This is a genomic window from Planococcus lenghuensis, from assembly GCF_001999905.1.
GTDB lineage: Bacteria > Bacillota > Bacilli > Bacillales_A > Planococcaceae > Indiicoccus > Indiicoccus lenghuensis.
In genome coordinates this window covers 3,122,623-3,145,702 of sequence record NZ_CP019640.1, presented here as the reverse complement: position 1 = coordinate 3,145,702, position 23,080 = coordinate 3,122,623, and the positions used below count along the sequence as shown (strand labels likewise).

The 23,080-nt window shown below is 49.7% G+C and carries 25 protein-coding genes; 20 read left to right on the top strand and 5 right to left on the bottom strand.

The genetic code is table 11. The features are described from left to right. Positions 1 to 25 precede the first annotated feature (25 nt). From B0X71_RS15935 to B0X71_RS15890, 10 genes are all read left to right on the top strand, one after another. Positions 26 to 250, top strand: a complete 225-nt coding sequence (locus B0X71_RS15935) for a hypothetical protein (RefSeq protein WP_077590348.1) — start codon at positions 26 to 28, stop codon at positions 248 to 250. A gap of 69 nt (positions 251 to 319) precedes the next feature. After that, positions 320 to 994 (top strand): peptide-methionine (S)-S-oxide reductase MsrA, encoded by a 675-nt coding sequence (locus B0X71_RS15930; RefSeq protein ID WP_232336715.1) that lies wholly within the window; start codon positions 320 to 322, stop codon positions 992 to 994. 37 nt (positions 995 to 1,031) lie between these two features. Beyond that, complete coding sequence (locus tag B0X71_RS15925; RefSeq protein WP_077590347.1) at positions 1,032 to 1,469, top strand: PTS mannitol transporter subunit IIA; 438 nt, start codon at positions 1,032 to 1,034, stop codon at positions 1,467 to 1,469. Between the two features lie 140 nt (positions 1,470 to 1,609). Continuing rightward, positions 1,610 to 3,268: an FAD-binding dehydrogenase gene (locus B0X71_RS15920; protein WP_077590346.1), complete on the top strand. Its 1,659-nt coding sequence runs from the start codon at positions 1,610 to 1,612 to the stop codon at positions 3,266 to 3,268. A 65-nt stretch (positions 3,269 to 3,333) separates the two neighbouring features. Further along, positions 3,334 to 3,528, top strand: coding sequence for a PLD nuclease N-terminal domain-containing protein (locus B0X71_RS15915; protein WP_077590345.1), 195 nt, complete (start codon positions 3,334 to 3,336; stop codon positions 3,526 to 3,528). Beyond that, positions 3,525 to 4,406, top strand: a complete 882-nt coding sequence (locus B0X71_RS15910; protein ID WP_156889891.1) for an ABC transporter ATP-binding protein — start codon at positions 3,525 to 3,527, stop codon at positions 4,404 to 4,406. The genes B0X71_RS15915 and B0X71_RS15910 overlap by 4 nt, the downstream gene beginning before the upstream one ends. Beyond that, complete coding sequence (locus B0X71_RS15905) at positions 4,403 to 5,188, top strand: ABC transporter permease (protein WP_077590343.1); 786 nt, start codon at positions 4,403 to 4,405, stop codon at positions 5,186 to 5,188. The genes B0X71_RS15910 and B0X71_RS15905 overlap by 4 nt, the downstream gene beginning before the upstream one ends. Positions 5,189 to 5,282: 94 nt before the next feature. Further along, on the top strand, positions 5,283 to 6,110 hold the full coding sequence (locus tag B0X71_RS15900; protein ID WP_077590342.1) for a metallophosphoesterase: 828 nt from the start codon (positions 5,283 to 5,285) through the stop codon (positions 6,108 to 6,110). 121 nt (positions 6,111 to 6,231) lie between these two features. Continuing rightward, a complete protein-coding gene (locus B0X71_RS15895) occupies positions 6,232 to 7,113 on the top strand; it encodes a metallophosphoesterase (RefSeq protein WP_077590341.1) in 882 nt (293 codons plus the stop codon). 20 nt (positions 7,114 to 7,133) lie between these two features. Further along, positions 7,134 to 7,613: a GNAT family N-acetyltransferase gene (locus B0X71_RS15890; protein WP_077590340.1), complete on the top strand. Its 480-nt coding sequence runs from the start codon at positions 7,134 to 7,136 to the stop codon at positions 7,611 to 7,613. 5 nt (positions 7,614 to 7,618) lie between these two features. Here the strand turns inward: B0X71_RS15890 and B0X71_RS15885 are convergent, their stop codons facing one another. Next, positions 7,619 to 7,936, bottom strand: a complete 318-nt coding sequence (locus B0X71_RS15885) for a CHY zinc finger protein (protein WP_077590339.1) — start codon at positions 7,934 to 7,936, stop codon at positions 7,619 to 7,621. 127 nt (positions 7,937 to 8,063) lie between these two features. Here B0X71_RS15885 and B0X71_RS15880 point away from each other — a divergent pair, with 127 nt between their 5' ends. The 5 genes from B0X71_RS15880 (at position 8,064) to B0X71_RS15860 (ending at position 13,290) form a co-directional block, all read left to right on the top strand. Further along, positions 8,064 to 8,597, top strand: a complete 534-nt coding sequence (locus B0X71_RS15880) for a histidine phosphatase family protein (protein WP_077590338.1) — start codon at positions 8,064 to 8,066, stop codon at positions 8,595 to 8,597. Between the two features lie 86 nt (positions 8,598 to 8,683). After that, positions 8,684 to 9,703 (top strand): GTPase, encoded by a 1,020-nt coding sequence (locus B0X71_RS15875; protein ID WP_077590337.1) that lies wholly within the window; start codon positions 8,684 to 8,686, stop codon positions 9,701 to 9,703. A 26-nt stretch (positions 9,704 to 9,729) separates the two neighbouring features. Next, the gene (locus tag B0X71_RS15870) at positions 9,730 to 10,413 is read left to right on the top strand and encodes a response regulator transcription factor (protein WP_077590336.1); all 684 of its coding nucleotides are present in this window, start codon (positions 9,730 to 9,732) and stop codon (positions 10,411 to 10,413) included. Continuing rightward, a complete protein-coding gene (locus B0X71_RS15865; RefSeq protein ID WP_077590335.1) occupies positions 10,403 to 11,800 on the top strand; it encodes a sensor histidine kinase in 1,398 nt (465 codons plus the stop codon). The genes B0X71_RS15870 and B0X71_RS15865 overlap by 11 nt, the downstream gene beginning before the upstream one ends. 296 nt (positions 11,801 to 12,096) lie before the next feature. Further along, on the top strand, positions 12,097 to 13,290 hold the full coding sequence (locus B0X71_RS15860; protein ID WP_077590334.1) for a S1C family serine protease: 1,194 nt from the start codon (positions 12,097 to 12,099) through the stop codon (positions 13,288 to 13,290). A gap of 451 nt (positions 13,291 to 13,741) precedes the next feature. Here B0X71_RS15860 and B0X71_RS15855 read toward each other — a convergent pair whose 3' ends face one another. Beyond that, positions 13,742 to 14,422 carry a type 1 glutamine amidotransferase domain-containing protein gene (locus tag B0X71_RS15855; RefSeq protein WP_077591042.1) on the bottom strand — a complete coding sequence of 227 codons (681 nt, stop codon included), beginning with the start codon at positions 14,420 to 14,422 and terminating at the stop codon, positions 13,742 to 13,744. Positions 14,423 to 14,575: 153 nt separating this feature from the next. On the opposite strand from B0X71_RS15855, the gene B0X71_RS15850 reads away from it, so the two are divergent. The 4 genes from B0X71_RS15850 (at position 14,576) to B0X71_RS15835 (ending at position 17,949) form a co-directional block, all read left to right on the top strand. After that, positions 14,576 to 14,998: an organic hydroperoxide resistance protein gene (locus B0X71_RS15850; protein ID WP_077590333.1), complete on the top strand. Its 423-nt coding sequence runs from the start codon at positions 14,576 to 14,578 to the stop codon at positions 14,996 to 14,998. Between the two features lie 647 nt (positions 14,999 to 15,645). Further along, the gene (locus tag B0X71_RS15845) at positions 15,646 to 16,053 is read left to right on the top strand and encodes a KGG domain-containing protein (RefSeq protein ID WP_077590332.1); all 408 of its coding nucleotides are present in this window, start codon (positions 15,646 to 15,648) and stop codon (positions 16,051 to 16,053) included. A gap of 313 nt (positions 16,054 to 16,366) precedes the next feature. Beyond that, positions 16,367 to 17,203: a manganese catalase gene (locus tag B0X71_RS15840; protein ID WP_077590331.1), complete on the top strand. Its 837-nt coding sequence runs from the start codon at positions 16,367 to 16,369 to the stop codon at positions 17,201 to 17,203. A 53-nt stretch (positions 17,204 to 17,256) separates the two neighbouring features. Then, entirely contained in the window at positions 17,257 to 17,949 is a 693-nt protein-coding gene (locus B0X71_RS15835; RefSeq protein WP_077590330.1) for a YqjF family protein, read from the top strand. Between the two features lie 33 nt (positions 17,950 to 17,982). On the opposite strand, the gene B0X71_RS15830 is transcribed toward B0X71_RS15835, so the two are convergent. From B0X71_RS15830 to B0X71_RS15820, 3 genes are all read right to left on the bottom strand, one after another. Beyond that, entirely contained in the window at positions 17,983 to 18,846 is an 864-nt protein-coding gene (locus B0X71_RS15830; protein WP_077590329.1) for a DUF1028 domain-containing protein, read from the bottom strand. Between the two features lie 117 nt (positions 18,847 to 18,963). Continuing rightward, positions 18,964 to 19,701 carry a superoxide dismutase family protein gene (locus tag B0X71_RS15825; protein WP_077590328.1) on the bottom strand — a complete coding sequence of 246 codons (738 nt, stop codon included), beginning with the start codon at positions 19,699 to 19,701 and terminating at the stop codon, positions 18,964 to 18,966. Positions 19,702 to 20,298: 597 nt separating this feature from the next. Then, entirely contained in the window at positions 20,299 to 21,159 is an 861-nt protein-coding gene (locus B0X71_RS15820) for a YihY/virulence factor BrkB family protein (RefSeq protein WP_077590327.1), read from the bottom strand. Positions 21,160 to 21,376: 217 nt separating this feature from the next. On the opposite strand from B0X71_RS15820, the gene B0X71_RS15815 reads away from it, so the two are divergent. Continuing rightward, the gene (locus tag B0X71_RS15815) at positions 21,377 to 23,002 is read left to right on the top strand and encodes a M4 family metallopeptidase (RefSeq protein ID WP_077590326.1); all 1,626 of its coding nucleotides are present in this window, start codon (positions 21,377 to 21,379) and stop codon (positions 23,000 to 23,002) included. Positions 23,003 to 23,080: the final 78 nt, after the last annotated feature.

The window sequence follows — 23,080 nt, the reverse complement described above, 5'->3', positions numbered from 1 at the left end:
CTTCTTAATGTGAGTGGTAGGAAGTATGTATCCGCGTTCAGCGGGTGCTTATCCGCGTTCAGCGGGTGCTTATCCGCGTTCAGCGGGTGCTTATCCGTGTTTAGCGGGTGCTTATCCGTGTTCAGCGGGTGCTTATCCGCGTTCAGCGGGTGCTTATCCGTGTTTAGCGGGTGCTTATCCGTGTTCAGCGGGTGCTTATCCGCGTTCAGGCAAATCTCATTTATTTCAGCCTGCATTTGCCGATATTTGAAAACGAACGCTTATCGCAACGGGCGAAGAGGGTAAAGAGAAAGTAAAGCGTTCCAAAGGAGGAGACGAAGTGACGGTAACATCCAATACGATTCAGAAACTTGAAGCGGGGCTCGGGGTCGCCGCAACCGAAACTGCGACATTCGGCATGGGCTGCTTCTGGAGTCCGGATGCCATGTTCGGCGCCTTGCCGGGCGTTATCCGAACCCGTGTCGGTTATGCGGGCGGGACAGCGATAAATCCGACATACCGGAGAATGGGCGATCATACAGAGACGGTGGAAATCGATTTTGATCCGGCAGTATTGCCATATGAAGATATCCTTCGCTATTTTTGGGCAAATCATTATGCGAATCGGGACGAATACAAAGGCCGGCAGTATATCTCGCTGCTCCGTTACCGGAGTGACGAACAGGAAGAGACGATCCGGCGGGTGAAAGCGGAAGTTGAAGCGGAGCTCGGCGAAGAAGTCGGTACAGATATTGCGCCATTTAAAAACTTCACGCTCGCAGAAGAGCGGCATCAGAAGTATTACCTGAAACGCTACCCGAAAGCACTCTCTCAATTGGCCGATCTGTACGTGGGGCCGGAAGATATGACGGATTCCACATTCGCCGCGCGGCTGAATGGATTCGTCAAAGGATTCGGGACGAAAGCTGGTCTGCTGGATGAAATCAGCAGCTGGCCGGTACCGGAAGAAGCCAGAGCGGTCTTGCAGGAACGCATTCAGAATATGAAGTGGTAATTGAATCTGACAGCGGAATAGAAATAGGAGGGATAGGATGAGTAAAGATGTATTAACGGCGGCGAATATCGAGTTGAATGCCACGCCGGCAGGTAAAGAGGAAGCAATCCGGAACACCGGTGAAATTTTAGTGGCTAATGGCTATGTTGATAAAGAATACATCGATAAAATGCTGGAACGCGAAGAACAAAAAACTACTTATATGGGCAATTTTCTCGCGATTTTGCATGGGACGGATAATGCCAAACAGTATGTGCATGCAACGGGCATTGCGATCACTGTTGTCCCGGAAGGTATCGACTTTGGGGAAGGCAATACGGCGAAAGTAATTTTCGGCATTGCCGGTGAAAACGACGAGCACCTGGATCTGCTGGCGAATATTGCAATCGTGTGTTCAGATCCGAAGACGATCGATCACATTCTCACTGCTGAGTCCAAGCAGGACATTATTGATTTATTCAGCGAAGTCGAGTAGAACAGCCAAGCGCCTGTAAGAATACAATCATTTATCGAACAGCAATTGCCGGCCCTTACTTAAGGGCCGGCAAATTTTTGTTGTTTTCATTCAGAAATTTCTGGATACTAGAAGAAACAGGAAACAAAGGGGGCAAAATGATGGCATATGATGCAATCGTAGTCGGCGCCGGATTGGCAGGATTAGTGGCAGCTTCCGAACTGCTGGAGGCAGGAAAAAAGGTGCTCTTGCTGGATCAGGAGCCGGAAGCGTCATTTGGCGGACAGGCGTGGTGGTCATTCGGCGGGTTATTCCTGGTCGATTCACCGGAGCAGCGCCGGCTCGGTATAAAGGATTCGAAAGAACTCGCCTGGCAGGACTGGCTCGGAACTGCAGGATTCGACCGGCTGGATGATGAAGATTCCTGGGCGTTCAAATGGGCAAAAGCCTATGTCGATTTTGCAGCCGGCGAAAAGCGGGCGTGGCTCCGGAGCCGGGGCATCCGCTTCTTTCCGGTTGTCGGCTGGGCTGAACGCGGCGGTTATCTGGCGGAAGGGCACGGAAATTCCGTTCCCCGGTTCCACATTGTCTGGGGCACCGGTCCGGGCATCGTCCAGCCATTCGCAGATCGGGTGAAAGAAGGGATTGCACGCGGTTTGGTCGATTACCGGCCGCGTCACCGGGTGGATGAATTGATCACAGAACAAGGGGCTGTGGTCGGGGTCCGGGGTGCTGTTCTGAAAGAAAGCGAATCAGAGCGTGGCGTATCCAGTTCCCGGGAAGTAATCGATGATTTTGAATACAGAGGGCCGGCTGTGCTTGTCGCAAGCGGCGGCATCGGAGCGAATTTCGATCTAATCCGGGAAAACTGGCCATTGCGTCTAGGCAAACCGCCTGAAAACATGATTTCAGGCGTTCCGGCTCACGTTGATGGCCGGATGCTGGCGATCAGCGAGCGGGCAGGAGCCCGGCTCGTGAATAAAGACCGCATGTGGCATTATACGGAAGGCATTAAAAACTGGAATCCCGTATGGCCGGTCCATGGCATCCGCATTTTACCGGGCCCGTCTTCACTCTGGCTTGACGCCGAGGGCAACCGCTTTCCGGCACCGAACTTTCCGGGATTTGATACGCTCGGCACTCTGAAAACGATTCAGGACACGGGCTATGATTATTCCTGGTTTATCTTGACCCAACGTATCATTGAAAAGGAGTTTGCGCTGTCGGGTTCCGAACAGAACCCCGATCTGACCGGCAAAAGTCTGCGGCAGGTATTGGCCCGCGTGAAAAAAGGGGCGACGCCGCCCGTTCAGGCGTTTCTGGATAACGGCGAAGATTTTGTCCAGGCGGCAACGATTGAAGAACTCGTAGCCGGCATGAACGAACTGACTGGCAGCGGGCTGCTGGACGCAGGGCACATTCAGCGGCAAGTGGAAGCGCGGGACAGGGAAATGGATAACACGTTTACGAAAGACCTGCAGATCACTGCGCTTCGCGGCGCCCGGAATTACCGGGGCGACCGGCTGATCCGGGTAGCGAAGCCGCATAAATTGCTTGATCCTAAAGCGGGGCCGCTCATCGCAGTGCGGCTGAACATCGTGAGCCGGAAAACGCTCGGCGGCCTGCAGACCGATCTATCAGCCCGGGTGCTGGATACGGCGGGAAAACCCGTGCCGGGGCTCTATGCAGCCGGGGAAGCTTGCGGATTTGGAGGCGGCGGTGTCCACGGCTACCGATCGCTTGAAGGCACATTTCTTGGCGGCTGCCTCTTTACCGGACGTGAAGCGGGCCGGGCAATCGCAAAGCACGGGGCCGAGTGAAAATTCCTCCTTTCCGGTGAAACCCGGCGCCTGCTCTTTGCGTAATATGAAGAGAGGTGAATGGAATGGATACCATGACAGTGATTTTAGCACTGCTGCCGGTAATTTTGATTGAGTTTGCATCGCTCATTTTCGCGCTTGTGGATTTGCTGAAAAATCCGAACCCGAACGGTCCGAAATGGCTATGGGGCATTGTAATCGTTGTGTTCCAGATTATCGGGCCGATTCTGTACTTTGTGATTGGGAGGCGGAATTATTGAGTTTGCTGGAAGTGAAAAACCTGACAAAACGATACGGGAACGAATTGGCAGTGGATGATGTTACATTTCTTCTGGAGGAGCGGACGGCGACTGCCCTGATCGGCCCGAACGGTTCCGGAAAGACAACCACGCTTTCCATGATGGGCGGACTGCTTCGGCCGACTGCGGGATCGATCAACTGGAACAGTGGAAGCGGGATCGGTTTTCTGCCGCAGTATCCGCGGTTCTTCCCATGGCTGACAGCGCTCGAATTTATGGAGATGGCTGCCAAAATCAGTGGAGTTGATGCCAAACATGCCAGAGCCCAGTCCATGCGAACGCTTGAATTTGTAGGTCTCAAAGGAGAAATGAAGAAAAAAACCGGTGCGTTTTCAGGGGGGATGAAACAGCGGCTCGGGCTCGCTCAAGCCATCGTCCATCAGCCGCAGCTGCTGCTGCTGGATGAGCCGGTTTCAGCACTTGACCCGGCAGGCAGAAGGGAAATCATGGATTTATTGAAATCGCTTCAGCAGGATACGACCATCCTGTATTCTACGCATATCCTGAATGACGCGGAAGAAATGACGGATCAGCTGCTGTTCCTGCAGAATGGCCGGCTCGTTGAACAGGGATCTTTAGCGGACGTCCGGTCCCGCTATGCGGAACCGAGAATACGGGTGAAGTTTTCAGATACGGCAGCCGCTGCGGCATTCACGGAAAAAGCGCCTTGGGAAATTAAACATGAGGGAAATGCGGTATACATACCAGTTATTGACGGTCGGCCAGCACTTCAGGAAGTGCTGAATTACTTTGCGGCAAACAGTGCAGGGGTGACCGGAATCGAACACCAAGCGGCCTCACTGGAAGAAATCTTTTTAAAGGTGGCGGGTGTCCGATGAACCAGTTCAGCGTGCTCCTTCAAAAGGAATGGCGGGAAAACATCCGCAACTATAAGGTGTTCTGGATACCTGTCGTATTTATCCTGTTCGGGATCATCGAGCCGGTGACGCAATACTTTCTGCCGCAAATACTGGAATCTGCCGGCAATGTGCCGGAGGAAGTTGTCGCCGGGTTCCCGGTGCCGGCACCGGAAGAAATCCTGATCTCGGTTATGGGGCAATATCAGTTCATGGGATTGCTGATCCTGATTCTTGCCTATATGGGATCGGTGTCCGGGGAGAGGAAAAGCGGGACGGCGACGCTGTTATACGTTCGGCCGCTGTCTTATCCGGCTTATTTCATAAGCAAATGGGTTATGGCCGGTGCGGTGGCGCTTGTCAGCATCTGGCTTGGATTTTTCGCCTCCTATTACTATATCTGGCTTCTGTTTGATGCGGTCGATATGGGGCAGACCGTGCAATTCACAGCGACTTACAGTCTGTGGATTCTCCTGATTGTCTCGATCATCCTGGCGGCAAGCGCTGCTCTTCCCGGACCTGGTCTCACTGCAGCGGCAGTGCTGGTTCTGATTTTTATTGCCCAGATCATCGATGGTCTGCTTGGCGCCTATTGGAACGTATCACCACTCAAACTGCCTGCCTACGCTGGCAGCTGGCTGATTGAAGCGCCGGACTTGAGTGATTTTTGGTGGTCGGCCGGAATCACTGCTGTACTGATCGCTTTACTCGTTGCCTTCGGTGTTTGGCTGTCGCACCGAAACGCGGCAAAAACAAAAGTATAGAAGAAAATGAAGCGATTCCATAGCGGATTGCTTCTTTTTTGACCGGAAGGCGTTAGAATGGAACAAATAACGCTGAATGGAAAAGAGGGGTGGAATGAAGAGACTGGCTGTAGCAGCGGTCGTTGGGCTGCTGGTCATTATTTTCTTTGTCTGGATAAACAATAAGTGGATCACTGTTTCAGAATATATCATCAGTTCCCCGGACATTCCGGCGGCGTTCAGCGGCGCGCGCATTGTTCAGATTTCTGATCTCCATAACGCGACATTCGGGAGTGATCAGGCTGCATTGCTGGAAAAAGTGGCAGCAGCAGAGCCGGACGTGATTTTTGTGACGGGCGATCTGGTCGATAACGACCGGTATGATCCGGATGTGGCGATAGAAGTGATAAATGGGCTCTCAACGCTTGCGGAGGTTTATTTTGTTACCGGGAATCATGAAATTTCCCGGGGACGCGTGAATGAAATCCTGTCTGCACTTGAAGAAACGGGCATTACGATTCTCGAGAATGAGATGGTCGAGTGGATGCGGAAAGGGGAACGGATCTATATCGCGGGAGTTCATGATCCGCTCCTGGGTTATGCGGCTGGCAATTTCGAGTATAGTACACAATCGCTGGAAGCCATTCCGTTTACCGCTGAATTCACCCTGCTGCTCGCACATCGGCCGGAACTGGTCGACGAGTATATGGAGACGGAAGCGGATGTCGTATTCTCGGGGCATGCGCATGGCGGCCAGATTCGGCTGCCGGGCCTCGGCGGTCTGTATGCACCCGGGCAAGGTTTCTTTCCGGAGCTGACGGAAGGGGTTACCCGGTTTAATGATCTGCAGCTCGTCATCAGCCGGGGGCTCGGCAACAGCAGTTTCCCGCTTCGCATCTTCAACCGGCCGGAAATCGTCGTTGTGACACTTGACCGCGAATAAAGAAGGATGGCAGCGGCATCAAACAGCAGGAGGGGTGAAGACATTCCATCATGCATTACTTCTTTTTAACCTTGGGGCGTTAAAGTGAGACAATTGACGCTGAACGGAAAAGAGGGTTGAAATGAAGAAATGGGCTATTGTCTTGGTCATCTTGCTGCTAAGTGCCGTTTTGTTTGTCTGGGCGAATAATAAGTGGATCACTGTTACTGAATATAGCATCAGTTCCCCGGAAATTCCGGACGCGTTTGATGGTGCGCGCATCGCTCAAATCTCAGATCTGCACAGCGCCACATTCGGTGTCGGGCAATCCGCCATATTGGAAAAGACCGCCGACGCTGAACCGGACATCATTTTCGTAACAGGAGATATTGTGGATAGTGCCCGTTATGATCTGGAAACAGCCTTGACGCTGATGGAGGGACTGCTGGAGATTGCCCCTGTATATTTTGCGACAGGCAACCAGGAGATTTCAAAGGACCGGGTGGAAATACACGTTTCCGCCCTCGAGAACTTGAATATCATTGTGCTTGAAAATGAAATGATGGAGTGGAATCGAGCAGGGCAGACGATTTATATCGCCGGCATCCATGATCCTTTGATAGATGCCAGCATGCACGATCCGCTGGTGGGTGTTGATTTTCATGACCCGCAAATCGCATACGCTGAACGGGCAGGTCAGTATGTACAGGAATCCCTTAAAGTGATTCCCTTTACGGATACATTTACGCTGCTGCTTGCCCACAGGCCGGAATACATCGACGAGTATGCTGAAACTGAAGCTGATGTGGTATTTTCAGGACATGCGCATGGCGGCCAGATCCGTATCCCGGGAATCGGCGGAGTGTTTGCGCCTGGCCAAGGGTTTTTCCCAGAGCTGACAGAAGGAACAGTCAAACTGGCGGATACCGAGCTCGTCATCAGCCGGGGGCTTGGTAACAGCAGTTTCCCGCTTCGCATCTTCAACCGGCCTGAAATTGTAACCGTGACACTTAACCGTGAATAAGAAAGGAAGGACGGACAGGAATGATCAAACAGCAAGAGGTGGCGCTCCGCCTGTATACACCGGAAGCAGCAATCACGTATGAATTGCCTGAAGAACAGCTGGAATTCACTGGACTTCCACAGGACTTAATAAAGAAAGATGCAGCGAATCCGCTGCGGCATCTGGTCATCATTTATGCACGCGGCAAAGAGGCGGGCTTCTTTGAACTGGATGCGTCAGAGGACCGGAAGACGTATACCGATAATCCGAACACCCTGGTACTCCGCGGATACTCAGTGAATCCGGAACTGCAGGGCCGGGGTGTGGCAACCGGCTCGATTCGGGCGCTGCCTGCGTTCATCCGGAAACATTTTCCGGATATCAATGAAGTGGTGCTTGGCGTCAATGCGCGAAATACTCCGGCGCAGCGCGTGTATCAGCGGGCGGGGTTTGAAGACACGGGCCGGCGGTTCATGGGGAGAAAAGGCGAGCAGCTCGTCATGAGCATGCGGGTTAAGTAACAGGCTCAGACATCAAAATACAGATGTTTGTGCAGGCTGCAGCCCGGATTGAACGGAGCTTCGCAATTCGGACAGACAGAAGCGCAGTCCAAATATTCCTGTACAGTCAATTCATGTCTGCAGGTACCGCAGAGCACTGCCTTTTCGCTGAATCGCTCCTTTGGCCAGACAGCCGGCTTGTCGCAGCCTGTCGCCGTGTGGCATTCGAAGCAGGGATAATAAATGCCGCAGCAGTAAAACTTGATGGCGATCCGGTCGATCGCTGAATGGTAATGCGCACAACGCGTCTCGGCGTCCATGCCGATTCCTTTGATTGTTAACATACAGTAGCCTCCTGTGAAACTGGTATCCGAAAACTCTTTCCGCAGGTTGATTATAACAAAATGGAAAAGGGAATAGAGAGTCTGAAGGCAGGGGAACGGACAGGATAAGTCAATTAGGAGGGAAAGCATGACGAAGACGGTATATATAGTCAGACACTGCGAAGCATCGGGACAGGAGCCGGATGCGGAATTGACAGCGGAAGGACAGATTCAAGCGGAAGAACTGGCGGATTTGCTGGAGAAACTTAACGTTAGGGAGATTGTTTCCAGTCCATTTACGCGGGCGCTGCAATCCGTAGAGCCGGCTGCGAAACGGCTCGGAGTTGCTGTCCGGACGGACGACCGGCTGGAGGAGCGCAAGCTGACGGAAGGGGATTTGCCGGACTGGCTCGATCAGCTGGAAAAATCATTCATGGATGCCAATATGAAATTGGATGGCGGCGAGTCCGGCGGGGAAGCCCAAGACCGGGCGGCCGGCGTGCTGGCTGATGCCGTCGACGGTACGGTCCTTGTGACACACGGCAACCTGTTGGCACTCATGCTGCAGTCTGCGGACCCGGCATACGGATTCGGGGATTGGCAGAAGCTTTCGAATCCGGACGTATACCGGATGGAGATCGAGGGAGCCTTAAAGAATGTCAGCCGGATCTGGCATGACTGATTCATCCGCACATGCCGAATGTGCGGTTTTTTATGGCGTTTGATAAAATAGATGCATAAACAGCAGCTGCAGAAGGAGGAAATTCAATGGAAAATCAGTTTGAGCGCGAAGTGGATGACGCGCTGGATGATGTGTTTGAAGAAGAGATGAAACATGTGCATGATGCACTCGATCAGGAATTGCTCATTTCACTCATCGGTGAAGTGAACGCCGGAAAGTCATCAACTGTAAACAAGATCATCGGTGAAGAGATCGCCGGAACGGATCCGAAACCCGGCGAAACCGTCAGTGTCGATCCGTATAACATCCGCGGTCTGGAAAAGATCAAATTCATGGATACGCCCGGCCTCAATGATCCCAATGACGAAAACCCGAGGAAAACCCTTGAATTCGTCCAGAATTCCGACGTTGTTCTATTTTTCCTCAATGCGGCGGGGACTGTGTTTTCAGAAAGCGAGAAAGAAAAGTTCCGGGCAATCGAGAAACTGAACAAGGATATCCTGATCGTGCTGAATAAGATCGATGCTGCCGAAAACATCCCGGCACTCCTGCATTTCGTTCAAGACCAGACCGGCTATAAATACGAAGTGATCCCAATTTCATCGAAGACGGGTGAAAACCTGGAATCCCTGAAGAAAGCGATTTTGTATCTGCTTGAAAAAAAGGGCAAGGACCTGCTGTTCGCACGAAGCATGAAGGAAAAATCGGCGGCTGCAAACCGCTGGATCATCGCTTCCGGCATTTCCGCCGGCGCTATTGGAGCCTCACCGATTCCCGGTTCTGATGTGGTTCCGCTTACGACACTGCAGGTCGGCTTGCTTATCCGGTTAGCTAAACTCTACGATAAACCGATTTCCCGGCGTGCCGCCAAAAATATGATTGTGATAACCGCCACCCGAACAGTCGGCCATACACTATACCGTCAGGCTGTCAAATTCATTCCGGGTGCCGGTTCAGTAGCCGGCGCGGTTGTGGCTTCATCGATGACCCTGGCACTTGGATATGGCGTGAGATATGCATTTGAAAATAACATTGCATTGGATTACGACATGATCGGTAATTTATACGAGAAGTACAAAGACCAGGCGAAGCGGGAACAGTCCTAGCCGTTTTTCCGCAGAGGAGGTGCATGATGCGCATATTAGCAGTGGAAGATGATCCCGGAGTCCGTTCGATGCTGGAGCTTTTTTTCTCGAAGGAAGGCATCGCCGGAGAATTTGCGGAAGACGGACTGGCCGGTTATGAAGCGTTTAAGCAGGATGATTTTGACCTGCTCATACTGGATTGGATGCTGCCGGGAATGGATGGAATGGCATTGTGCCGCAAAATCCGGGAAGAAGGCAGCAACGTCCCGATCATTATGCTGACAGCAAAGGACAGCGAATCGGATCAGGTGATCGGGTTTGAGATGGGCGCGGATGATTATGTAACGAAGCCGTTCAGCCCACTGGCGCTCATGGCGCGCATCCGGGCGGTCGCCCGCCGGTCGAGGCAGCCGGAAGCATCCGATGAAATCCGGACCGCTTATTTCCGGGTAAATATGGAAACCCGTGAAGTGATCGCTGACGGGAAGCCCATTGACAATCTGACACCAAAGGAATTCGATTTGCTGGTGTATTTCCTCCAGCATCCAAGGCAGGTATTCAGCCGGGAGCAATTGCTGGAACGGGTATGGGGATATGAGTTTTATGGCGATGAACGGACAGTTGACGTGCACATCAAGCGGCTGCGGAAGAAAATTCCGGCCGGTGAATCCCTGATCCATACGGTGTGGGGTGTGGGTTATAAGCTTGAGGAGCGGCAGGATGCGCATTAAATACAGTGTCCAGCTAATCATAGGGTTCCTCATTGTCCTGCTGTCGGCCTTTCTTGTGCTCAGTCTGCTGTTTACCCGCTTCGTCGAAGAGCTTGCATTCGATGAGAAAGCGGAAGAGCTGACTATGTATGGGGAACGCATACTTCAGGACCTTGAACGGGAGCAGCCGGCTCCGTACCTTCAATCCTATGTCGCTATTCTGGAAGCCCGCAATATCAATTTTATCGTTTTTGACCAGCAAAGCCGGGTGCTGTATCCGCTGTCGGGTGATTTCCCGGCAGTTGCCCTGACAGACGCGGAATGGAACGTCATTGAAGATGGGGAAACACTTGTCGTAAACCGGGATTTCGAGCGTTTCGAAAATACTGTCACATTCGTTGCGATGCCTTATACGGAAAACGGGCGGCTGGTCGGCGGTGTCCTGCTCGCCGCTCCAATTACCGGAACGAGTGAAATGATCAGCGAATTGAATCGTCGACTTATCACGACGATGCTCCTGGCACTTGTTGCTGCCCTGGTGCTGAGCATGATTCTGTCACGCTGGCACGTCACCCGGATCAAGCGGTTGCGGAAAGCGACATCCCTTGTTGCGGACGGCCAGTATAACGTCAGTGTACCGGCTTCCAATTTCGATGAAATCGGGGATTTGGCACAGGATTTCGGTCATATGGCAAAGCGGCTGCAGATGTCGCACGATGAAATCGAACAGCTGGAGAATCGGCGCCGGCAGTTCATGGCGGATGTGTCACACGAAATGCGGACACCTTTAACGACCATCGCAGGTGTGATGGAAGGGTTGCAGAGCGGTGTCATTGACGGCGAACAGCGTGAGAAAGGCATCCAGCTTGTCAGCGGGGAAACGAAGCGGCTGATCCGGCTGGTCAATGAAACGCTCGATTACGAAAAAATCCGTTCCAATCAGGTGACGCTGATAAAAGAACAAATTGAAGCGGATGAACTTCTGGAAATTATTCAGGAACAGCTGGAAGGACAGGCGGCTGCCAAAGGGACTCGAATTTCCGTTGAAACGGAACCGGGTGCCATCATCTATGGCGATATGGACAGGCTCATTCAAGTGTTGACGAATATCGTAAAAAATGCGATCCAGTTTACAGAAAACGGTGACATCCGGTTAAGCGCCCGGATGGAAGCGGGTGAATCGGTCATGGAAGTGGAAGACACCGGTACGGGAATCGATGCCGCTGAAATTGATTCCATTTGGCGGCGTTATTATAAAGTGGATGCATCACGCGGCAGCCGGCAATTCGGCTTAGGTCTGTCGATTGTCAAAAAGCTCGTTACCCTCCATGGCGGTACGATCCATGTTGAAAGCAAAAAAGGAAAAGGTACCCGGTTCGAAATCCGGCTGCCAAACGATGAAAACTGAATAGCGTGAACAGAACCGGCTGCAGATTGCTTCTGCAGCCATTTTTTATGTGGGACCCAGCCCGCTGGAACGGTTGAAAAGGCAGCGTTCACAATAACCGGGAAGAATTCCATCCGCAGAGGAAAACCGGAAGAAGAATCTGCCTTTCACTCAGCTGAAAACCTTGATGGAACGGGCTTTGCAAGCGTTTCTTTCATTGCGTTAAAAGTTTCTTACTCTCTTCACACCCCGTTCATAGTTTGTTCATAACTGCCTGTTATTCTAGTCTTACCAACAAATCAAGGGGGCCATTATTAATGGGTTACTATGATCAGAGTCAAGTACGGAGAAAGCGCGGAGGACGCGGAGGATATTTCGCTTCAAGTTTATCAGGCGTGCTGGCAGGAGCACTGCTCATCGGCGTCGTGGTTCCGGGCGTGACTGATGAACAGCCTGCAGTAACAGCTGTGGCACCTGTCGAGAGTGCAAGTAACGTGGCTGGCGCTGCCAGCAATACTGTAACAGATGTTTCATCAGTAGTTGAACAGACATCTCCGGCAATCGTAGGTGTAACGAACCTGCAGACAGCACCTGGCAACGCATTTATGCAGACATCTTCTGAACTGCAGGCTGCCGGAACCGGATCAGGTGTCGTTTATAAGAAAACGGGCGATTATTCATACATCGTGACCAACCACCACGTCGTAGCAAACGCTGAAGAAGTGAAGATTACGCTGAGCGACGGCACGGAAATCGACGGCAAGCTGCTCGGCAGTGATGCGCTGACGGACCTGGCGGTTGTCCAAGTGAAATCAGAAGCGGTCGAGACAGTTGCGGAAATCGGGGATTCTTCTACACTTAAAGCCGGAGAACCCGTCATTGCAATCGGTAACCCGCTCGGTCTCCAATTCTCGAACTCCGTAACAACCGGGGTTGTATCCGGAACTGACCGGTCAATCGCGGTCGATGTAAATAAAGACGGCAGTGAAGATTGGCAGGCACAAGTCATTCAGACGGATGCGGCGATTAACCCGGGTAATAGTGGCGGTGCGCTGTTGAACAATGCCGGTGAACTTGTCGGCATCAACTCGATGAAGATTGCCACGGCAGCTGTTGAAGGCATGGGGCTGGCAATCCCGATCAATGAAGCACTTCCGATTATCGAAGATCTCGAAGATCAGGGAGAAGTACAGCGGCCATCGCTTGGCGTAACAATTATGGACCTTGCGAACGTGCAGCCGGCTGTACAGGAACGCGACTTGAATCTGCCTGAAGGGGTGGAAGAGGGCGTTGTGCTCGAATCGATTCAGCCGGGCAGCGCTGCAGATGCAGCAGGCCTGCAGCCGCTTGATGTCATTATTGGATTCAACGGAAAAGACATTCCATCCAGCCTCGAACTGCGTCAGTACTTATACACAGAAGCAGCAATCGGTGATACTCTGGATGTTGAAATAGTGCGGGACGGACAAGTCCAAACTGTCAAATTGGTACTGACAGAAACCTTGTCATAAAACGGAAGAAGCTTAAAGAGAACGCACCTCTTTAAGCTTCTTTTTTTATTGGCTCTGTTAAATACCTCTGATTCTTACGCAGTATTGGTGAAGGCATAAAAATGTTCGTTTTTACAGAGAAAATCGCTCCAGGCGGACGCTCTCCCGCAGGAGCTTCCTCTGTTTGCTCCATATTTTTTACAGTAAAACAATCAACATTGTTATTTAATAAAGCCTTTTTATTAACGAAATCATTTTCCGTATTGGGGTCAGTTTAATAGCTTAAAGTGAATTCAGCGAGTTGTAAAGTTAACACATTGGCCTGAAAGTGACTTTGCTCCCTCTTGATTGCAGATCAGGTATATCATTACTGTAAATAACAAAAAAGCTGATACCGGAGTTCTGGTGCCAGCTTTTTACATAGGAAGTTAACTTGGCAATTAAATAAAAAAACTGACCGCTATTTACACGGTCAGTCTGCAAGTCCTGGGATTTTTTCGACGAGTTCAATAGAGAATAGTTTAGCGGATGCTGCATCCCGGGCTGTCAGGATCTGTCCATTGCCCCAAATCGCGACCGCGTCCTTGTTTGGATCATTATGATAACGGGACCGCTTAGACAATTCCTGTTCAAGACTGAACGGCAGCAGCGGTTTAACTTCTTCCGGTTCCCGGTCTTCCGGATACCCGGTCACTTCTAAACCGTCCAGGATGCCTTTCCCTTCAAATGTCTTTGTGAATAGCAGCGGTGCAACGCCATGGCCGATTGCTCCGATGGTGCCGCCGTTCTCGTAAATGATATTCACGATCGTCCGCAGGTTTTCGTCCCGGACCAAATCGAACATCGCGCCGTGGCCTCCTACGATATAAAGGGCATCATACTCACGGGCAGGCACGTTCAGTATCCGTTGGGTCTTATCGGCCCGGCCGGAATTATACATATCATTGTAAATACCTTTCGGGTCATTCTGATCTTCAAGGCTTTTCGGGTCTATAACCGGTTTGTTGCCGTCGGGTGAAGCGATATCCACTACATGTCCGGCATCTTCCAAGTAAACCATGGGCATGAATAATTCTTTCGCCCACCAGCCGGTGACGTAATCATGTTCTGCGTTTGCATAACCGCTTGACAGAACAGCCAGTATTTTTGCCATCACAATTCCTCCCTGAGTCATGTCTATTCTCCTGTTTACCCCTCCGTCTGATAGACTGAAACGCGTTTCCTTCCATAAAGTAGGTTTCCGCTGCAAACGGCTAGGGTAAATACAGTAATGTGGAAAATAAAAACAGTAAAGGTGGGAAACTGAATGGCAGCATTATTTACAACATCCGTAACTGCAGAAGGCGGACGCGCAGGACATGTAAAATCAAAAGATGGTGTTCTTGATCTGAACTTAGTGTCTCCGAAAGAACTTGGCGGACCAGGCGGTGAAGGCACTAATCCCGAGCAGCTGTTTGCAGCAGGGTATTCTGCATGCTTCGATGGTGCATTAAATCTGGTCATCAAACAGCAGAAAGTGAAGGAAGTGGAAGACACATCCGTACGGGCGGAAGTTCACTTTCTGAAAGATGAATCGGATGGTGGATATAAAGTCGGAGCAGATCTCTATGTGACAGTCAGCGGTGTCGACAAAGAGAAAGCGCAAGAACTTGTAGAAGCAGCTCACCAAGTTTGTCCGTACTCTAAAGCAACCCGCGGCAATATTGACGTAAACTTGCATGTCGTCTAAAACAAGATGAAGAACTCTCGAAAAAGAGCATCCGGCCGGATGCTCTTTTTTGATGTCTGTAAAAATTGGATTAAAGAACGAAACAATTACAGACCGCTTCGGCGCAAAGAAGGCCCCTCATTCTTTTGGTGTCTCCTTGGTTTTTACAGTGAGGCGAAAAGGACGTCCGTCTCATTGTTACGTCCAATTCATGGATACACCGTTGCTTTGTTGGCTGCAAATGAATCAGCTTTCCCGTTTTTGTTTTCTGTCTTTGTAATGCAAAATCAACATTGTTTTTTTGTATATTTTTTACAGAAGCACTTATACCAGATGACCTAAAAATAATTATTTCCAAAGTATTCATATATTATTACAGTAATATTACAAAAAAGTCCAGAATATTTTTTCTTACAGAAGTACTCAATAAAAATAATAGAAATATACAGAGAAACTAGGAAAAAAAGAATAAGTACTGCTATATCAAGCTTCTTTTCCGCTTCTTTCACTTATACCTTAAGACCTGTAAAGACTGAAACACTTATAGAAGATGGTATAATATTACAGATATATTACATCTTCCATTAACTCGTTTGAAAAGAAGCACTTATGGCTAAAGTAATAGTGTGAGTGATTCACTAACAAATTTTTTGAAGGAGGAATTGAAAATGGCACAAAACAAAGGAAACAACAACCGCAATGATGACGGCAAAATGAGCACGGAGGAAGCAGGACGCTTAGGCGGCCAGGCGACTTCTGAAAATCATGACAAAGAGTTCTATCAGGAAATCGGCCAAAAAGGCGGCGAAGCTACCTCTGAAAGCCATGGAGAGGACTTCTACAAAGAAATTGGTGAAAAAGGCGGCGAAGCTACCTCTGAGAGCCATGGAGAAGAATTCTATCAGGAAATCGGGAAAAAAGGCGGCGAAGCCACTTCCGAAAATCACGATGAAGAATTCTATCAGGAAATCGGAAAAAAAGGCGGCGAAGCCACTTCTGAGAATCATGACCGTGAGTTCTATGAAGAGATCGGTCAAAAAGGCGGAGAACGCCGCGGCGACAACGACAATAGTTGATTAATTTTAATGAGGAAAAGTGAAGAGAGCGCTGGGGCGCTCTCTTTCATTATTTACAAAGGGAAGCGTTTCAATAGTAAGGAGCTGGGTAAAAGTATAGCATGGCTGAAAATGGAAGGAGGAAGGGAATTCCGCTGAACAAAAGACGGTAAAGATGAATGCGCGAATAGCTGAATCAGCGGCTGACAGTCACTGATACAGGAGTTGGTACAGTCGGAAGAAAGTTCCGGTACTGCAAGTCCTGAAGCATTTGAAACGGTCATTGAACCTGAAAGTCACGGAAAATAAACCCATAATAAGGAGGCAATACAGTATGTTCTTCCACAGAAAAGAACTGCAATATGAAGCGAAGCCTGAACGGCCGGATCCGGTGTTTGCCAGAAAACTGCAGGAAGTGCTTGGCGGACAGTACGGTGAAATGACAATTTTCATGCAATACTTATTCCAGGGGTGGTCACTCCGTGGAAATGAAAAATATAAAGATCTATTAATGGACATAGGTACCGAAGAAATTGCGCACGTGGAGCTGCTGGCAACGCTGATCGCCCGTCTGCTGGACGGATCCGTCTACGAACAGGAGAAAGCTTCCAGTGACCCGACGATCAATGCGATTCTGAGCGGCAGCAATCCGCAACATGCGATTGTACACGGACTTGGTGCTTCACCTAAGGACAGTGTCGGTGTGCCATGGAATGCCGGTTACATCATTGCAAGCGGCAATTTGCTGGCTGATTTCCGTGCAAACCTGAATGCGGAATCCCAAGGTCGGCTGCAAGTGGCTCGTCTTTATGGCATGACGGATGACCAAGGAGTCAAAGATGCACTGGCATTCCTTGTTGCACGGGATACCATGCACCAGAACCAATGGATCGCGTCTATCAGAGACCTGGAATCGAAAGAAGGTGTCGTGACACCATCGACATTCCCGGCCAATATCGAACCATCCGAGCACTCTCATACGCTGTATAACTGCTCGGAAGGGGAAGAAAGTTCAAAACTGGACTGGCTTAAGATGCCGGCCCCGGACGGCTCGCAATTCAAGTATGAACAAGGCCGCCCATTCGGTGGTATTCCGAAACTTGAGCCTGCGTCTCCAAAAGCACACGATACACTTCCAATGGAAGATATTCAAGGCGACAATAACGCTTAATCGAGCGAGGGCCTCTTTTAGTTAAGAGGTCCTTTTTTGAGGAGAGAAAAAGCATGGAAACGGCTTGGATAATGACACAGGAATGGCACGATCTGACGTTTTTTCATTGGCCAATCGATCCTGAATACTTGCGTCCCCATATTCCTGGAGAATTGGAGCTGGATTTATTCAACGGGCAGGCTTGGCTTAGTGTGGTTCCTTTTGAAGCACGAGAGACGTGTCCCCGATATATGCCGCCGGTGCCTGGCGGGTGCCGGTACCTGGAATTGAATGTGCGGACATACGTCCGGTACGGCGGAAGATCCGGTGTCTATTTTTTTTCGCTTGATGCCGACAGCAGGCCGATTGTATGGACTGCCGGCATGCTGTTGCCGTACAGGCGTGCGGCAATGGATTTCAAAAGAGCCGGCTGTAATCAGCGATTCAGCAGCGAGCGGGTGCATAAAGGATGTTTCCCTGAAAGGTTTGGCGTTGACTATACCGCAATGCCCAAATTCATAAATCGCTCTTCGCTTGATATTTGGCTGACTGAGCGCTACTCGCTTTGGACAAAACCAGCCAGGCAGCTTATCCGGGTCGATATCCGGCACGAATCATGGAAATTACAGCCGGTGACTTACAATATCCGCTGCAATTCACTGGCTGCATTCATTCGGACTGACTGGCGTGGGGGTGAACCGCTTGCTCATTACTCGAAGTTTGAAAAAGTGTGGTTTTACCCGCCGGTTATTGAGAGGATAATGTGAAAAAAGGATGCCATCCGGCATCCTTTTTTTACATTAGAATTGAACGTTCATATAATCCAGTACTTTTCTGTCGATAAAGCCTTCTTCCTGCAGACGTTCATCAAAGTTTTCAATGAGGTGATAAGATTTAACAGCTTCCAGCAGCTGTTCGCGGGTTGGCTCATCCTTTTTCAAGAAATCGGCCCGTTTCAGGGCAGCAACAAGTTCTTCTTCCGTTGCCCCTTCGATTTTTATGATATCTTCTTTTCTGGAAGGTTCAAAGTATAATTGATGGAGACGGAAGATCCGGTTCAGTTCCTGGACGGGCAATTGGTGATCATCCACCCGAAGGTCGATATAGCGGTCATTGTATCCGCCGTAACTTCCGTTTTCTTTCACTACAAGGAGGGCGGCTGATTGTTTGCCGCGGCTGTCGCCGCCGGCTTCTTCGCCTGCTGCGAGAGCGGCAAGAAGACGCTCAGCCAGTGAGCCCGCCGTGTTCTCGAATGTAGCTGCCATCGCTTGGACGGTTTCTTCACTCACAAGGATGTTTCCTTGGGCAGCGAAATTCCTCCGGGCAATACCACCGGCCCAATCGTAGCAATCTTCCCCGGTAAATGTGGCGCTGCGGCCTTGTGCATCGACAATGCCGGCTTGACGCAAAGCAGCCTGCTCGTCTTTCTCTGTCAATTGCTGAATAACCTCCTCAGGCCTAGCTCCCTGTTCCAGTAATGCCAATCCGTCTGTTCCGTAACTCAGATTCGCCCAGGATTGGGTTGCGATTGCCCCGATGCCTGCTTTTGCAAACGGAACCACTGCGCCGACACCAAGGAATTTGGACGCAACTGCAATGCCGAGTTCACCGGTTGCCGGATCAAAGCCTGCAATAGAAAATGTATTGATCGGTTTTTGAATCATAAAATATGTATCCCCCTAACTCGTAATGATTCCAGTGTAGCAGGATTCAGAAATCTGCTGAACAGCTTAAGAACAGGCACAGAAAAAAGAGCGGAAACTTCCGCTCTTAATTGCTCATTATGGTGTGATCGTACCGCAAGCAAGAATGTCAGCTTCTCCAGCTTCTGCTTCCGGGAGGGTAATGGCTTCAGCCGGTGATTCGTGGATAACAAAAGAAGTTCCTTCTTCTGCCATTAATGAGTTTGCATCATCAGGCTGAAGTGTCGCATCTTCCACAGCGAATTCTGCCATAGCTGTCCGGTTTTCTTCAACCGTTATATCAGGCAGCGTGCCTGGTGTCAGCATAGGCTCTCCTTCACCTTCCTGATCCGGCGGTGTACAAGTGCTTCCGATATGGAAATGAATCGCATGCACGCCGGGTTCAAGATCGGCGATATCCAGCTGGACAACAATTCCGCGTTCCTCCTGAATAATATCCGCATAACCGACAAGGTCGGCTTCTGTGTTTAAAAGATCAACCCGAAGCGATTCAACTTCGCCTGTTTCACTGTCAACCTCAATTTCATTCAGCGGGTCAGCGCCTTCATCGGTCGGCCCTTCTGCGTCTGCGTCGTTTCCGCCGTCGCCTTGTTCTACCGGTGTATCCGCATCTTCTTCATTTTCACCGAGCACCGGTGCTTCAGGCTCGTCGCCTTCTTCTGAGTTGTCCACTATTTCAGTATCTGTTCCTTCTTCATTATCCACAGCGACTTCTTCTTCGTCCACTGTGCCTTCTCCGCCGTCTTCTCCGCCACAAGCTGCGAGCAGCACGAGTAAAACAAGGCCGAGTATAACCAGCAGCCATTGTTTTTTCATCTGCTTTCTCTCCTTTCGAAAGTACCGTTTACTTATTAATTCACTAAAACACTGCCGGTCAAACCAGTTTCAGGCAAAGCGCGAGAAAGAAGGAGAGTCCGGAAGCCGGTTTCATTTCTTTTTCATTGTGAAAAAGAGGATGGATACGATGACAGAAAAAGCGGCGATGAAAATTCCGCTTAATTGCATGAGCAGGCTGAATACCTCATAATTGGTCATTGCTTTCGCCTCCATTCCGCTGAAGTGCCGTTCTTGTAATGATTATAACATTTAATTAGAACATACGTTCTTATTTTTGCTAAAACAAAAGCCCTGTTTTTGTTTTGAATTGTTAGAAAACAAACTCGGCTTTTGAGAAGAATCTGGGCCATCCGCTTTTTTTTAGGTCGTTGTACTATGGGTCCGGTATGAAAACGATGCAAGTAAAAAGGGGGGGAGCATGACAGAAAGAATCGGGGTCGTCTGCATTCCAGGAAATTGTGCCGGGAAAAATTGTTTTTGCTGATGAAGTTTTACCGACCGAAACCGAAATGACAGGAAATGAGGGGGCATAAAAAACGAGCAAGCCGGAGCCGGCTTGCACGTTTTTATCATTTCTTATTCGGTTTTGGGTTCAGTAACTTGAGCCGGCTGATTTTTTACATTCTGTCTCTCGATCTTTTTTCGCTTATGATTCATTGCGTTGATTTCAGCGCCTATCACGAGAATCAGGCCAGTCAGGAAGAACCAAAGCAGCAGGATAATGACCCCGCCGAGGCTTCCGTACGTGGCTGTGTAATTTCCGAAATTCGATACATAAAAAGAGAACAGCAAAGAAACGACTTGCCAGAGCACTGTCGCGACTATGGCTCCTACCAGTACTTCCTTGAACGGGAACTGTTCATCCGGTCCAAAATGATACATTGCAGCAAGGACAAGGCTGATCACTACAATCGAAATGACCCAGCGCAGCACATGCAATAATGTCGTCGATCCGGCACTTAATCCGGTTGCGTCCACAAGTGCGTTAATGATGACACCGCCAAAGATCGGCAAAGCGAGTGCCACTGCAATGGCGATGATGGCGCCGAGTGTCAGTACAAGCCGCAGTATGGTTTTTTTGATGAATGACCGGTTCTCTTCCACGTCATACGCCTGGTTGACCGCCAGTATGAAAGCGTTGACTGCGTTTGACGCCGACCACAATGTCCCGAGTAGCCCGAGTGTCAATAATCCGCCGCGCGGAGTGGTGACCAGATTGACAATATTATCAGTGAAAGTTGAAGCGAGTTCCGGCGGCAGTGTGTCTTCGATAAACATCGTGACCTGGTCCGGATTGATGTTTAAGTATGGCAAAATCGTAAGAAGCAAAATCAGCAGCGGGAATATGGCAAGCATGTAGTAATATGCCTGTGCTGCTGCGAGCGTCGTGGCTTTATCGTCTCCGAGCTCCTTGCCCAGCTTCTTTAAGTAGTCCATTTCTTCTCCTCCTTATTAGTCCAATTGCTATAGTTATTCCCAAAACAGCGGGGGTTCAATCCTTTAATATATTGAAGGCAGGATAACGGGCAGCGGTCTTGTCGGATTTGAATAAAAAATGGAAAATAAATACTATATAGAATATTAAGTTCATTTATTTGCTAAAAAAGGAAATATAACCTATAGTGATATTATCACCTTTTAGGAGGAATCATATTTGAACAAAAAAATGCTCGTTTCGACTGTATTATCATCAGCCCTTATAGCAAGCTCCTTTTCAGCGACTAATGTTCTGGCAGACTCATCAAAGGCGGCTAAGAACTGGAATGACAATGCCAATGTGCCTGTGTTCGTAAAAGAAAAAATTGCAAAAAAGCGAACAGCGAACAACGCTGAAGATGCATTTAATTATCTGGAAGAAAATACGGAAGAAACAGGCATTAAGAATCCGAAAGGCAAAATGCATGTAAAGCAAGTTCAAAAAGATGAACTTGGCATGACACACATCCGATTCAACCAGACAGCGAACGGTGTGCCGGTTGAAGGGGCAGAAGTAATTGTCCATTACAGTGAAGACAATGAAGTGGTGGCGGTGAATGGCCATCATGTTCCGGAGGCCGAAGTGATAGATACAACACCGGAAGTAAGCAGCGTTGCTGCATTGCAGCGTGCAAAAGAAGCCGTAAATGCACCGGCGGAATTGAGTGCAGCTCCTACTTCCGAGCTGGTTGTTTATCCGACTCGCAATGGCAATTACCTGGCTTATAAAGTGAATGTCAATTTCCTTACAGAAGAGCCGGGAAACTGGTTTGTTTTTGTGGATGCCAACACAGGAAAAGTGATCGATCAGTATAATGCCATCATGCATACAGGTGATGATCACCAGCAGGCGGTCGGCACGGGCGTGTTGGGGGAGAGTTATAAGATTCACACTACGAAAGTGAAAAATCCGAAAGAGGGAGCCATCTTCTCGCTGACGGATACTTCCCATGAGGGATTGGACGGAATCAACACGATTGATGCGAAAGCCTGGGAAATTTATACGAATGACAGTGCTTCCTGGAAAGCCGATGAATTGAAACCGGCTGTGGATGCCCATTACAACTCTGAACAGGTTTATGAATACTATTTGGATGAGCATGGACGTAACTCATTGGATGGTAAGGGTATGGCCATTAACTCGTATGTCAATTTCGGAAATGATTATAATAATGCGTTTTGGACAGGACATGAAATGGTTTACGGGAATGGCGACGGTTCGTTCTTCATTCCGCTCTCAGCCGGCCTGGACGTGGCGGCGCATGAAATGACCCACGGTGTTATCACACATTCGGCGAATCTTAAGTATAAGTTCCAGTCCGGTGCGCTTAATGAATCGTTTGCAGATATCTTTGGCGTCCTGATCGACGAAGGAGACTGGGAACTGGGCGAAGATATCATGGGCCCTGGCGCTGTTGCTGACGGCAGAACTTCACTCAGAAGTCTGAGTGATCCGGCTAAATATCCCGTGGGGGCGACATATGCGCCGTATGGAGACGGTGAAGGGAACTACCCATCACATATGGACGAGTACTACGAGTTGCCGGAAGAGCTGGATAACGGTGGGGTGCATATCAATTCATCCATCACGAACCATGCGGCTTACCTGATCGGAGAAGAAATCGGAAAAGAAAAATTGGGCCAGATTTATTACCGGGCATTGACGGTATACCTAACGGCGACATCGAACTTCAGTGATGCACGAAAGGCAATCGTCCAATCGGCGATTGACTTATATGGAACGGAAAGCGCTGAAGTAACCGCTGTTGAAAATGGTTTTGACGGCGTAGGAATTTACGAATAAACACAAAAATGCGCAGAAGAGGATAGACTCTTCCGCGCATTTTGTCTGTTTACACCTTTCCGACTTCAGGAAAGAAAG